General features: G+C 32.6%; 12 protein-coding genes. 2 read left to right on the top strand and 10 right to left on the bottom strand.

Features of this window, described 5'->3' with window-relative positions:
* Positions 1–3: 3 nt before the first annotated feature.
* The gene (locus EAG11_RS19970) at positions 4–546 is read left to right on the top strand and encodes a YfiT family bacillithiol transferase (RefSeq protein WP_129540730.1); all 543 of its coding nucleotides are present in this window, start codon (positions 4–6) and stop codon (positions 544–546) included.
* 156 nt (positions 547–702) lie between these two features.
* On the opposite strand, the gene EAG11_RS19965 is transcribed toward EAG11_RS19970, so the two are convergent.
* The 8 genes from EAG11_RS19965 to EAG11_RS19930 form a co-directional block, all read right to left on the bottom strand.
* The gene (locus EAG11_RS19965; protein ID WP_129540729.1) at positions 703–1,335 is read right to left on the bottom strand and encodes a 7-carboxy-7-deazaguanine synthase QueE; all 633 of its coding nucleotides are present in this window, start codon (positions 1,333–1,335) and stop codon (positions 703–705) included.
* A 101-nt stretch (positions 1,336–1,436) separates the two neighbouring features.
* The gene (locus EAG11_RS19960; RefSeq protein ID WP_129540728.1) at positions 1,437–3,104 is read right to left on the bottom strand and encodes a tetratricopeptide repeat protein; all 1,668 of its coding nucleotides are present in this window, start codon (positions 3,102–3,104) and stop codon (positions 1,437–1,439) included.
* Between the two features lie 16 nt (positions 3,105–3,120).
* The gene (locus EAG11_RS19955) at positions 3,121–4,041 is read right to left on the bottom strand and encodes a PstS family phosphate ABC transporter substrate-binding protein (protein WP_129540727.1); all 921 of its coding nucleotides are present in this window, start codon (positions 4,039–4,041) and stop codon (positions 3,121–3,123) included.
* A 2-nt stretch (positions 4,042–4,043) separates the two neighbouring features.
* Positions 4,044–4,274, bottom strand: coding sequence for a hypothetical protein (locus EAG11_RS19950; RefSeq protein WP_129540726.1), 231 nt, complete (start codon positions 4,272–4,274; stop codon positions 4,044–4,046).
* Positions 4,274–5,068, bottom strand: a complete 795-nt coding sequence (locus EAG11_RS19945; RefSeq protein ID WP_129540725.1) for an energy transducer TonB — start codon at positions 5,066–5,068, stop codon at positions 4,274–4,276. Before EAG11_RS19945 ends, EAG11_RS19950 begins: the two co-directional genes overlap by 1 nt.
* A 39-nt stretch (positions 5,069–5,107) precedes the next feature.
* Positions 5,108–5,662, bottom strand: a complete 555-nt coding sequence (locus tag EAG11_RS19940; RefSeq protein ID WP_129540724.1) for a biopolymer transporter ExbD — start codon at positions 5,660–5,662, stop codon at positions 5,108–5,110.
* A gap of 19 nt (positions 5,663–5,681) precedes the next feature.
* Entirely contained in the window at positions 5,682–6,293 is a 612-nt protein-coding gene (locus tag EAG11_RS19935; protein ID WP_129540723.1) for a biopolymer transporter ExbD, read from the bottom strand.
* Positions 6,294–6,338: 45 nt separating this feature from the next.
* Positions 6,339–7,160, bottom strand: coding sequence for a MotA/TolQ/ExbB proton channel family protein (locus EAG11_RS19930; protein WP_129540722.1), 822 nt, complete (start codon positions 7,158–7,160; stop codon positions 6,339–6,341).
* 379 nt (positions 7,161–7,539) lie between these two features.
* Between EAG11_RS19930 and EAG11_RS19925 the strand changes: the two genes are divergently transcribed.
* Entirely contained in the window at positions 7,540–9,054 is a 1,515-nt protein-coding gene (locus tag EAG11_RS19925) for a helicase HerA-like domain-containing protein (RefSeq protein WP_129540721.1), read from the top strand.
* A 93-nt stretch (positions 9,055–9,147) separates the two neighbouring features.
* On the opposite strand, the gene EAG11_RS19920 is transcribed toward EAG11_RS19925, so the two are convergent.
* A complete protein-coding gene (locus tag EAG11_RS19920) occupies positions 9,148–10,488 on the bottom strand; it encodes an NAD(P)/FAD-dependent oxidoreductase (protein ID WP_129540720.1) in 1,341 nt (446 codons plus the stop codon).
* A gap of 262 nt (positions 10,489–10,750) precedes the next feature.
* Positions 10,751–13,138, bottom strand: a complete 2,388-nt coding sequence (locus EAG11_RS19915) for a penicillin acylase family protein (protein WP_129540719.1) — start codon at positions 13,136–13,138, stop codon at positions 10,751–10,753.
* Between the last annotated feature and the right edge of the window lie 106 nt (positions 13,139–13,244).

The raw sequence follows: 13,244 nt of genomic DNA, 5'->3' as shown, positions 1-13,244 counted from the left end.
AAAATGGAAAATTTAGATTTAGAGAAACTAAAATACCCAATTGGAAAATTTATAACACCTGACACGTATTCTCCTGATTATATTTCAATCAAAATCGAAGAGATTTCCACTTTTCCGGAAAGATTAAAAAAGGAAGTCATTAATTTATCCGACGAACAACTTAACACCGCATACCGACCAGAAGGCTGGACTGTAAGACAACTCATTCATCATTGCGCAGAAAGTCATATGAATTGTTTTATAAGAATAAAATGGGCCTTGACTGAAGACAATCCAATAATAAAAGCCTATCACGAAGATCTATGGGCTGAGTTACCTGACAATCTAACAATGCCAATACAACCTACTTTGTCTTTACTAGAAGGTTTACATTTTCGTTTAGGCTACATCATGAAAAACTTATCTAAAGCTGATTTGGAGAAAACTTTTATTCATCCCGAAAACAATTCAATAGTCTCTCTTAAACAGATAATCGGAACTTATGCATGGCATGGAAATCACCATCTGGCTCATATTACTGGTTTAAAGAAACAAAAAGGATGGTAATCCAGAAAGGCATCACGAACTAAATACAAACTGAAACTATTTTACTCAATATGTATAATTTTTACCCCTATTGTCTTTTCACATAGCATCACAAAAAAAACAAAAGCCTTTTCGTACATGAAAAGGCTTTTGTTTTTTTTATAAACATCACTTTTGTTAAGGAATATTCAAATATTTATGTGTCTGAAGCGATACTCTCCATTTTGGATTGTTCATTACATACTCAACAATAAGTGGTGTCATCTCTTCTTTCTTACTCCATTCTGGCTGAAGAAATAATATTGCATTCCCATTTACCAATTCAGCTTGTTCTTCGGCAAAAATAAAATCATGCTTATTATAAATGATCACCTTTAGCTCATGGGCATTATCATAAACTGTTTGTGTAGGTAATTTGTTCTTTTTTGGTGAAAGGCAGATCCAATCCCACGTTCCTGTTAACGGGTAAGCCCCTGAGGTTTCAATGTGGACTTTCAAATTTTTATTTTTCAATTCCTTCGTCAGTATAGTCATGTCCCATGTTAACGGCTCACCACCTGTAACAACAACTGTATCAGCTGATTTACTAGCATTACTCACAATTAAGTCAACACTTGTTGGTGGATGCAATTCTGCATTCCAACTTTCTTTAACATCACACCAATGGCAACCAACATCACACCCACCAATACGGATAAAATAAGCTGCTGTTCCTGTATGAAATCCTTCTCCTTGAATCGTATAAAACTCTTCCATCAAGGGTAACATTGCACCTTTATTTACTTCTAATTGTATTTCTTTTGATAACATTACTAAATTTTAAAGTGCAAAGATAGTCAATAAAAAATGGAACAATAAAAAAACCGACAACTCATAGAGTTATCGGTTTCAAAAATAGTATAATCTTTAAATTATTTTAAAGTATTCAAAGACTGTGTTGCATATGCATTTGTAGGATCTAATGCTAAAGTTTTATTGAAATATTCAATTGCTTTTGCCTTATCTGTATTTGCATAACTAGCTGCAATATTATTGTAAGCTTCTATGAATTTAGTCTTAACTGCTGGTTTAGCAAGTTCTTCATCTCCTTTTTCAGTAGTTTTCGCAACATAATCCTCATAGTTCTTAGTCATCACTTCGTCATTCTCAAGTAATCTATTTGTTCTTGCTCTATACAAGTAAGCTTCTTGATAAGTTGGTGAAGCAGTAAGTACATTTACAAATGCAGCATCTGCTTTTTGTAAAGCAATAGGATCTGGCTTAACATTAGCTTTATTATTATCATAGAATATAGATAATCCGTAATAAACATTATCATCTAAGTAAGTTGCAGACTCCGGAACTTTAGTACCAAATTCAAAAAGCGCGGCAGCTTCTTTATATAGTTTTTTACCAAACAATGCTTTTCCAAGATCACCTAAATCTTGAACTGCCAAAGGTTCCATCGCTACAGCTTTTCTAATTTCAACTAAACCTGCTTCGAATGCAGCTGGGTCAATTGAAGCACCATCAGCACTTGTTCCTTTTTTAATTTTTGCAAAACCTAAATACAAATAATCTTTAGCAATAATTTTGTTTGAAGGATTTTTTACATAATCTTCTAATGACTTAATAGCTACATCTACGTTACCATTTTCATAAGCAGCATACCCTAAATATCTAAAAATTCTAGGATTTACTTTATCTAACTTAATCATTTCATTCGCTTCTTTCTCTAAAGCTTTATAGTCTTCAACTAAAATTAAGAAATCTGCATGACGCATTCTAGAATGAATAGAGTAATCTGTAAGAGTTAGATATTTCTCGTAATTAGTAATCGCTTTTTTATAATTAACTTCTCTTGTAGAAGGCTTATTTCTTGCCCATTTGTAATATGTTTCAGCTAATTCTCTATAAACAGGACCATAATTAGCATCTAAAGCAATAACTTCGTTGAATGCTTTAATAGCTTCATCGTAAGATTTTGCACCTTTTAACAATACCCCAAGCTGCATTTTTGCTCTCAACAAAGTTGGATCAGCTTGAAATGCATTACGGTATGATTTATAAGCTTCATTTTGGTTATTATCTCCATAATATGCGTCACCAAGTGCTAAAAGTACTTGAGCATTTTGTGGATCTATAGCTAATGCACGGTTTAAAGTAGTAATGGCACTTTTGTAATCTGGGTTAACAGAATTCATGTATGCTCTACCAATGTAGACAAACTCTTCTACATCTTTTCTTTTCATTGGCTTTATAGCAGAAGCAAAATTTGCTTGAGCGGCCGTTGTATTTTTGTTATCTAAATCTAATTGACCTAAACCAATATAACCAAGATTAGCACGACTAGAAGCAGCCACACTATTTAGATAATATATCTTAGCTGAGTCAGCAACTTGTTGACTTAAGTAAACATTACCCAATATAAATGGAGCCTCACCATCTGTTGGTTTTGCTTTAATAATTGATTGTAGAACTGTTTTTGCTTTTTCAAATTGCTCAGCATCGATAGCTTTTTTAGCTTGACTTATATCTTGCGCATAAGCTCCGGCAGCTGTCGCCATTAATGCAACACTAAAAATTTTAAATTTATTCATCTCTATTATAATTAATTTATTCTTTTTCTTTAATAATTTCATTTCTAATATTGAGCTTTCTTCCTGGAACTCGTATTGGCAATAATCCTGATTTTAAGACTATTCTTTGTCCAATATCTCCTCCAACAAAAGAAGCAAACCCTATACCTAATCCAGAGTAACCTTGACAATTTATAATATACAAATCACGTGCCAAAGGATAAGTCTCTTCTGCAATGTTGTTTTGAGTTGGGGCTATAAATTTATCACTTTTAAGACCTTTTACACTCAACACATTTACTTTAGCCACATATTTTTTTAATTCAGGAGAAGGTTGTGATAACCAATTTACTCCAACAACTCCAATCATTCCCTTATTTTCGGATACGAATTTAATCACTTCTTCATTCGTTTTAAATGAAAAAACACCTTCTTTAGGGACATCTTTAATTTCTGCTAAAGTTTTTAAATATCGTAATGTACTCGAATTTGGATTATCAAAGACTAATCCTTTAATATTTGCTTCAGGTTTTCCTTGCATAAAATTAATTACACTTTTCAACGCAATTAAAGTATCATTATTGTCTTTGTTTGAAATAAATGCAATTGCATCTATAGCAACTGGCGTTACTTTAGGTACTATTTTCTTTTTATTAAAAACGTCTCTCTCTTCTTTAGTTAAATCACGTGCAGTAAAAGCAACAGAAGTTTTTTGATTCAATAAATCATTAATAATTTCAGCTTCAGATTTAGGCTTGATAGTAATTTTTGCATCATAAGTTCCTTCAAAAACAGCTACCTGATCTTCAACAATGGGAACCAATGTTTCATCTACAGCAATATCCATACTGCCTTTAAGTATAGTTTCTTTTTCATTTTTACCCTTCTCTTTCTGATTACAAGTAACAAACAAGAAACCCAATACTACTAATAACAAAACTTTACTATTCTTAAACATGTCTAGTCTGTATTTGAATTAAAAAATCTAACAAATCTAATAAACGAATATACAATTAATAATACACCAAAAGCAACTCTATACTTATATTCCATTGCAATTGGCAAAGTTTTCCAAAAAATGATGGCTAAACCTATCACGAAATACATTAGGAAGAAGAACATTCCTAAAACAAGAAGAAATCGCTCTTTTAGCGATTTCTTCTTAATATTATCAAGCAGTTGTTTCAACATTACTCTGCAGTTTGGATAGTAATAGGAAGAGAGTATAATACTCTAACTTTTTTACCATTTTGTTCTCCAGGGTTCCATTTTGGACACTTCTTTAAAACTCTAATAGCCTCTGGTCCCGTTCCGTAACCTATATCTCTTAAAACTTTAATGTCTGTTAATGATCCGTCTTTTTCAACTACGAAAGTAACGTAAACTTTACCTTTTAAACCTTCTTCTTCTGGAGTTCTATAATTATTAGCTACAAATTTGTAGAATTTTTCAATTCCTCCAGGGAATTCTGGTTTAACTTCGATACCTGCAGTGTTATACACTTGGTTATCTTCTTCAACTACTGCAGCAGTTCCTGTACCTACTGGTTCTACAGTTAATACTGCATCTGGATCTCCTTTAATAGTTTCAGCACCAATTTTTTTCTCTTTAAGCTCCACTAATTTTGGTGGCTCTTCAGTTACTTCATTAGCTTTTGCTACAACAGGCTTCACAAACTTCACTTGATCCACTTTTGGAGGTGGCGGTGGTGGAGGCGGAAGATTAGGTTTAATTTCCTCTTTCTTAGGAGGTAATTTTACAGTGGTAATCTTAATATCCTTAGGACCATCTTCTGTTTTAGAATCTGGCAAAAGGTTCGCGATAACTGGAGCAGCAATAAGAAGTGAAAAAATAATAGACCCTATGATAAGCGCTCTTACCGTAGTTTTCTGATTAGATTTTCTTAGCTCATATGCACCATATATCTTATTACGCCCTTCGAATACGATATCAAGCCACTGGTTTTTTATAATATCTAATTTCATTTTTATTGATTATTAGGGTGTTAAAAGATAAGATTGCTCTTATTTTTTATCTACCAATTTTGCTTCCTCTGGTGAAAACTCATTAACAATTGCATAGGTTTCTACACCAGTAATAGCCATTTCATCCAAGATATCAACCAAATTTTTGTAGGTAGATTTTTTAGTCGGTTTAATGATCACAATAATACCGTTTTTTGGTTTCCCAATTCCAGCAGAATATTCTAATACAGATTTTTTTCTGCTTAACAATTCTTTACGAATCCCGTCTTTACCGTAAGCAATTTCTTTAGGTCCAGCGATAGGAGTTTCAAGCAATCCCATATAATAAGTTAACTTATTATCAGCACCTAACATTAGAGTCATAGTACGATTCTCATCAACTTTAATTTTTTGATCTATCTTTGTATCCTCTTTATCTGGCAACCCCAAGCTCATCGATTGAGGCTTTGACAACGTTGTGGTAAGCATAAAGAATGTGATCAATAAGAAAGCTAAATCCACCATCGCAGTTAAATCTACTTTTGCGTTTTGCTTTTTACTTCTTACTTTACCACCTTTCCCGCCTCCACCGTCGCCGGTATTTAATTCAGCCATTTTAGTGTATGTTTTTTAATTAAAAGTCTTTTCCTCTCAAACCAGTAACCAAGTTAAAGGTATTGATTTTTTGATCTTGCAGGATATCCATCACTTTACGAATTGCAGGATATTCTTCCTTTGCATCACCTTTTATAGCGAATTGTAATTCTTTATCAGCAATTTCAATATTTGCAATACGCGCATTGTAAATCCATTCTTTTAACTGATTATCTAAAGAATCTTTAGGAATACCAGGTTGACCAGCTTTACTTCTATCAGCCGCTTTCATTTCTATGATTTCTTTCAGATTTGTAATCGGAACTCCAAATCCTTCCATCAAAGAGAATTCAGTTTTATCATCATCAGTAAAAGCAACACCATATTTTTCTGACATAAGCTCCAAAGTTCTTTTACGAACTTCTCTTCCTTTTAAATCAAAAAATACTTTTCCTTTTCCTATTGTAATAGTCGCTAAATCCGTTTCAGGTAATTTAGTTTGCACAGTAGATGAAGGCGTGTCTACAGGAAGTGCCTCAGGCACTTTTGCAGTAGCAGTCAAAATAAAGAATGTCAACAAAAGAAACGCAACATCACACATGGCAGTCATGTCCGTAGACATTGACTTTTTTTTCATTTTTATTTTTGCCATTATCTTTTATTTTTAAATTTAGCAATAATCATGCTAAAAAATTATTTATTGTCTTAAACTTCCTCTGAAATGTCTGTAAGTATTAACGATAGTAGTACCTGCCTCATCGATAGAGTAAGTTAAATCGTCAATTTTAGATGTAAAGAAGTTGTAAGCAATAATTGCAAAGATAGAAGTACTAATACCAGTTGCAGTATTTACAAGTGCTTCAGAAATACCATTTGCAAGTGCAGCTTGATCAGGAGTACCTGTAGAAGCTAACGCGCTAAATGCTTTAATCATACCAGATACTGTTCCTAACAATCCTCCTAATGTACCTAAAGATACTAAAGCTGAGATAATTGTCATGTTTTTCTCTAACATTGGCATTTCTAATGAAGTTACCTCTTCGATTTCTTTGTGAATAGTTTCTGAAGCTTCTTCACTATTGAATCCTTCTTTTTTAACTTCTTGGTATTTAATTAAAGCTGATTTAATTGCATTTGCAACTGAACCTTGTTGTTTGTCACATGAAGCGATAGCTGCATCAATGTTTCCTTCTTTAATACTTCCTTGAACACTTTTCATAAATTTATCCAAGTTTACTTTTCCAGCTGCTTTAGTGATAACTGTATATCTTTCGATAGAAAACACAAGAACCATTAATAACATACCTAACAAAATTGGAACGATAATACCTCCATGGTAAACCATACCTAATATATTTAATGGATGCCCTTCAACAGTACCACCTTCAAAATTCGAAGGAGATCCCATTAGGAAATTCCAAATACACCAACCCACAAAAATACATGCTGCAATAATCAATCCAGACACCATTCCTCCGCCATTTGAAGTACTTTCTTTTTTAACTTTAACGTTTGCCATTTTTTTTAATTTTAATAGTTTTAAATAATTTTTATTTTTTAGTTATAATAAACTTGTAGTGGAGCAAATTTATATTTTTAGTTTAAATAAAAAAACTTTTTTCAGTTTTATTCCAATTAATTTAACCTAAACATAAAAAATATCGAACCCCCTTAATTGTATTTTAGATAAAATCGAAGTTAAAAAATAATTATTTATGATAAAATTTACAACGTTTTAGTAAAAAGAAACACAATCTGCCAAAATCTTCATTATATGTTAAGAAAATATTTTTTATTTTTATTTTTAACAAAAACAGATTTTTTTTACGCTAACATCTCTAAATTAAACGATTTAAGAAAAAAACAATATCTTGCAACTGAATTAATGTTACACAAATATGAGCCAAAAAGACGAATTTATTCAAAATATAAATGATGGTTACCAAACCAAGGGAGAAAGTATTATTCTTGGCGGAGCAATCTATGATGGTGAACCTCTAAATGTACATGTTAAAATACCTTTAAAGACTTTAAATCGTCACGGATTAATCGCTGGTGCTACAGGAACTGGAAAAACAAAGACAATCCAGGTACTATCCGAACAACTTTCTCTTGCTGGAATCCCCGTTTTGATGATGGATATTAAGGGAGATTTTAGTGGTATTGCAAAAGAAGGGGAAGAAAAACCTTTTATTACTGAACGCCATGCTAAAATTGATATCCCATATAAAACATCTCAATTTCCTGTAGAATTAATGAGTCTTTCTGAACAAAGTGGGGTGAGATTACGCGCTACTGTTTCGGAGTTTGGGCCTGTTTTATTTTCTAGAATCCTAGGATTAAACGATACGCAATCGGGTGTTATTTCAGTTATTTTTAAATATTGTGATGATAACAAAATGCCTTTATTAGACTTAAAAGACATTAAAAAGGTCATTAACTATATTACTGAGGAAGGTAAAGATGAAATCGCAGCCAGTTACGGTAAGATATCTACTGCTACAACTGGAACAATCTTAAGAAAGATAATCGAACTTGAACAACAAGGAGCGGATATCTTTTTTGGCGAGTTATCATTCGAAATTGACGACTTGATGCGCATTGACGAAAATGGAAAGGGATATGTAAATATCATTCGTTTAACGGATATTCAGGATAAACCCAAGTTATTCTCGACTTTTATGTTAAGCTTACTTGCTGAGATATACCAACAAATGCCAGAAAAGGGAGATGTCGACCAGCCTGAATTAGTCATTTTTATAGATGAAGCTCATTTAATCTTTAACGAAGCCAGCAAAGTATTACTGGAACAAATTGAGACTATTGTAAAACTTATCCGATCTAAAGGTGTTGGGGTTTATTTTGTAACTCAAAACCCAATGGATGTTCCAAGTGGTGTTTTGGCTCAATTGGGATTAAAAATTCAGCATGCCTTAAGAGCTTTTACTGCTAACGACAGACAGGCCATCAAAAAAACAGCCGACAACTACCCTACCTCTAAATATTATAAAACAGATGAACTACTTACTAGTTTAGGTATAGGAGAAGCTCTTGTTACTGCATTAAACGAAAAAGGGGTTCCAACACCATTGGTAGCAACTATGATGAGAGCTCCTATGAGCAGAATGGACGTACTGACTGAAAGTGAAATCCAGGAAATCAATCAGAAATCTAAATTAGTTAAAAAATATAGTGAAGTAATCGACCGCGAAAGTGCTTACGAAATACTAACCAAAAAAATTAGTGATGCTGAACAAGCAGCAAGCTCACAAGAAGAAGAAAAATCTTCAAAGAAGGCAAGTAGTGAGCCAAGTACTGCAAGTGTCGTTGGTAAATCAGTACTAAAAGTAGTAACAAGTGCTACCTTTATAAGAGGTGTATTTGGTGTTTTATCAAAAATGTTTAAGAAGTAAGAAACAATTACAATATCAAGTCAAAAATCAATTACAATTTTAAATTGCAAATACTATTGATTTTTGACTTGATATTGATTTTTGATATTGTAGTTATTTTTGCAACAACTCCAGAATCTTATTTTCGATTTCGGGTGTGTTCCAGATATTTTCGATATTATCGGTTCTTAAAACTTCTTCCATAATTGTATTTTGGAAATCTCCAATTGCCAATGCTTCAGCATAAGGACGTTCACTAAAAGTAACACGGCTATAAAGTGGAATCCATTTATCTGGGTGCTTATCCGAAAAAGCTTTTTCTATCTTCTTTTGCAACAAGAATTTTTCATCGGCAGTTTTAGTGCTCATTTCCATAAAATTTCGATAGGAAAGCTCTGCTATTGCATCTGCATTTGGCTTACGTGAAATTTCATATTCAGAGAAAACTGTCTTCCAATCGTCTCCATATTTAAGCATCATTTCATATAGAACTGTTATATCTTCAAAACCAGCATTCATTCCCTGTCCATAAAAAGGTACAATAGCATGACATGCATCACCTATTAAGGCGATTTTATCGTTGTAAGTCCAAGGAAAACATTTCATTGTCACCAATGTACTTGTTGGGTTATTAAAGAAATCTTCAGCTAATTTTGGTATTACCTCTATAGAATCTGGGAAGTTTTTTTCAAAAAAGTCTTCTACTTGTTTTCTATCCGTTAACGATGCAAAAGAATTTTCTCCCTCAAAAGGCATAAACAATGTACATGTAAAGCTACCATCTAAGTTAGGCAATGCAATAAGCATATATTCTCCACGTGGCCAGATATGAAAAGAGTTTTTATCTAGTTTATGTGTTGCATCTGGATTTGCAGGAATATTTAATTCTTTATACCCCATATTCAAAAACTCTTGCGAATAATTAAACATGCTTTGGCGTTGCATACGATGACGAATTCTCGAGAAAGCACCATCGGCTCCAAAAACCATATCGTATTTTTTTTCTTCCCACTCCCCTCTTTCCGTTTCTCCAATATGTAATGTAGCATCGTTTAAAGTTACATCCCATATTTTTTGTTCAAAGAAAAATTTAGCTCCTGCATTTTCTGCTAAATCAATCATCTTACGATTTAAGGTTCCTCTAGAAATCGAATAAATACTTTCGCCTTCTTGTCCGTAATTCTGAAAATTAAGCTTATCGACTAAATGTATGGCTCGTTTATCCATCGGAATTGCAATTTCACGAACTGCATCTCCAACACCAACGCCATCTAACGCTTTCCATCCTCGATTGGACATCGCTAAATTTATCGATCGCCCTGAAAAATTAATTTTACGAATATCTGGACTTCGATCATAAACATGAACTTCATGTCCTTCCTTTTTAAGGTAAATTGCCAACAATGAGCCAACTAATCCAGAACCTACAACAGCAATTTTAAGTGGAGTTTGCATTAAAAAAAAAATGTAATTATACGAATCGTAAAAATAAGTATATAATCTATAGAATAGGCTATAAATCAAATAAATGTTTAGTCATGCCTCTTCCAAAAAGATCCGTTCGACATTTTCTTTGCAAATGACATTTACTAGACTCTTATAAAGAGTAACTCATGTAGTATTTTTTTATCTCCAAAAAAAAAGGTTTTCTTTTTTAATCCTCCATGCAACCAATTACATAATAAAATAATCCCGAATGTAAACTCTTCCTTTTTTATTATTTAGGTTTAAAAATTAACTTGGTAGATGTTTTTATAATTTCTTCTTTATTTAATTTCATTTTTCGAAACTTTCCTGCATTATAAAGTTCTGCTTGATCTGTATAATGTTTACTAAACGGATTTCCAGATTGTCCTGTTGGCAAAATACTCCAACTATTCTCTATATCCGAAAAATCAACAACTCTTCTTGTCGATGGACCGCCCTTTATATCATAAATCCCTTTGTCTGTAAAATCAAAAAACTGATTATTAATTACCTCTGACGATCCCGAAACCGCAAAAGGCCCTGCATTAAAAATTCCTCGCAAAGCAGCCACTTGTCCTAATGGATGGTGATACTCTACTGTATGTACCTTTTCCCATTTCCAATCTTGAACATTAGTCCCTAATTGTTTTTCAAGTCCTGTTATTGCTTCATGAAATGATTTTATTAAAACATCTTTCTTCGTTTCTTTTACATTTTTAGTCAATATATTATCCCACCAAACTGAATTTTCATTTTGTATTTGTTTTGCTATAATTTGTTTTACAAGATGGGTCTCCAATAAATTTTTAAAATTTTCTTCTCCCAATTCATCCTCAAAAGTATTTTTCAAATACACATACACCCATTTATTATAAATCGTAGGCGCTACATCTTGTACATTATTAGTTCCTTCCCAATCTTTAAGAATAGAAAGCACCTGTTTTTCATTTGCTGTAAGCGATTCATTTTTAACATTCAAAATTAAATTCTCGACTACCGTTGGAGCAACTATTGTAGTATTATCAAAAATCATTTTACTAACCGCTTCTTTATCCCAATCCGATTTTGCATCGAGCAATTGTGTAATTCTTTTAGCACGATCTTCGGGTAAATAATATCCTGGATATAAAAATCCATCGATGGCTTCTGGTTGGTTATTTGCCGAATACACATAACCCCATTTTGGATTCTCTGCTGATGGATTTTTAGAAAAATCTAAATATTCAGCAATATCCTCTTTACCACTTGCTCCATCTAGAATAAAATTAGGATTTACTCCTTTATTATGTTTGTATAACGTTCCTGTTGCCCACCAGCCTACATTCCCTTTTGCATCTCCATACATCACATTTAATCCAGGCGCAGCAATAAGACTGACTGCCTTCTTAAAATCATTTTTATTTTTAGCATGCGAAATCCCATAAACAGCATCTAGAATTTTTATTGGCTGTTGTGTGTATACCCAAGACATCGCTATTGGCTTAGTGCTACTCTTTAAATCTTCTATTAATCCATTCATAATAGGCCCATGTCGGCTTATCTTGACATCTACAACAACATCTGATGAATCTTTTACTTTTATAATTTTCTTTCTGGTCTCATATTTTTCATAACCCTTTGGTGTCTTATACTCATTAGAATCTCCCTGCTTATCTTCTTCTTGATAAAAGTCAATATCATCGTTTTCAAACATTGTTAATCCATAAGCATAATCTCTATTATGCCCTAATAAAGGATATGGTGTTCCTGCCAAATAACAGCCATACAGTTCAAAATCTGGGGTTACTATATGAGCCTCGTACCATGTTCCTGGCTGTGAAAACCCAATATGGGGATCATTAGCAAAAATAACTTTACCATTTTTTGTTCTCTGTGGAGCTATTACCCAACTATTACTTCCTATAAATGGTGGAATTGGAGATTTTTCAAGAAGCGAAGCAACCGATTTTGAAATTACAGCATACTCTTCTTGATTTTCTTTTGCATTTCTTATTTGTGTAGTATTCAATTCGCCATTTAAACCAAAATCTTTTAAATATTCATTTCCATATTTATTACGAATATCAGTCATTAAGGGATCTGTCTTTTGAGCAATTGCAAAACTAAATGACATATATCCGAAAATATTGTACACATCTTTTATAGTGAATTTTTGTTTTTTCACGCCAACCAATTGAAACTCTATTGGCGTTACTCCTTCATCCATATATTGGTTAATTCCATCCAGATAAGCCATTGTCAATTGATAACTCTGACTATTTTTATCTAATTGTGCGATTGCTTTCTCTGATGCTTCTTCTATTCCCAAACTAGAAAAGAACTTATCATTTTTTAGCATTACAGAACCAAAAATTTCTGACAATCGTCCTGATGCTATGCGACGCATTAGCTCCATTTGCCACAACCGATCCTGAGCGTGCACATACCCTAAAACCGTCATAGCCTCTTTTTGAGAATTAGCATAAATATGCGGTACTCCAAAATCATCAAAATATACCGTAGTCTCTTTTTGAATGTTTTTCAGTTTTACTTCTCCCTCATACTTTGGTTTTAAGTGAAAAATATAAGTACACAAACCTATTCCTAAAACAACAAGCAGTAAGAACAAAACAAACAGTATTTTTTTGATTTTTTTCATGTTTCTAAATTGTATAAATAAATATTTTAACGAAATGTATTATTATCAAAATCACAATTGTATCTAAAAGTTATTCCTTTTAAGTCTTTAAATTTATATATTTAAA

Origin of the sequence: Flavobacterium sp. 140616W15, assembly GCF_003668995.1 — a bacterium.
Taxonomy (GTDB): Bacteria; Bacteroidota; Bacteroidia; order Flavobacteriales; family Flavobacteriaceae; genus Flavobacterium.
The sequence above is the reverse complement of the archived record's forward strand: the minus strand, read 5'-3'. Positions and strand labels throughout refer to the sequence as shown.

Bases quoted from the DNA above. Each gene is read 5' to 3' on its own strand.
- EAG11_RS19955 (WP_129540727.1), bottom strand. From the start codon at position 4,041: ATGTTTAAGAATAGTAAAGTTTTGTTATTAGTAGTATTGGGTTTCTTG.
- EAG11_RS19920 (WP_129540720.1), bottom strand. From the start codon at position 10,488: ATGCAAACTCCACTTAAAATTGCTGTTGTAGGTTCTGGATTAGTTGGC.
- EAG11_RS19930 (WP_129540722.1), bottom strand. From the start codon at position 7,160: ATGGCAAACGTTAAAGTTAAAAAAGAAAGTACTTCAAATGGCGGAGGA.
- EAG11_RS19970 (WP_129540730.1), top strand. From the start codon at position 4: ATGGAAAATTTAGATTTAGAGAAACTAAAATACCCAATTGGAAAATTT.
- EAG11_RS19965 (WP_129540729.1), bottom strand. From the start codon at position 1,335: ATGTTATCAAAAGAAATACAATTAGAAGTAAATAAAGGTGCAATGTTA.
- EAG11_RS19915 (WP_129540719.1), bottom strand. From the start codon at position 13,138: ATGAAAAAAATCAAAAAAATACTGTTTGTTTTGTTCTTACTGCTTGTT.
- EAG11_RS19940 (WP_129540724.1), bottom strand. From the start codon at position 5,662: ATGGCTGAATTAAATACCGGCGACGGTGGAGGCGGGAAAGGTGGTAAA.
- EAG11_RS19925 (WP_129540721.1), top strand. From the start codon at position 7,540: ATGAGCCAAAAAGACGAATTTATTCAAAATATAAATGATGGTTACCAA.
- EAG11_RS19945 (WP_129540725.1), bottom strand. From the start codon at position 5,068: ATGAAATTAGATATTATAAAAAACCAGTGGCTTGATATCGTATTCGAA.
- EAG11_RS19950 (WP_129540726.1), bottom strand. From the start codon at position 4,274: ATGTTGAAACAACTGCTTGATAATATTAAGAAGAAATCGCTAAAAGAG.
- EAG11_RS19935 (WP_129540723.1), bottom strand. From the start codon at position 6,293: ATGGCAAAAATAAAAATGAAAAAAAAGTCAATGTCTACGGACATGACT.
- EAG11_RS19960 (WP_129540728.1), bottom strand. From the start codon at position 3,104: ATGAATAAATTTAAAATTTTTAGTGTTGCATTAATGGCGACAGCTGCC.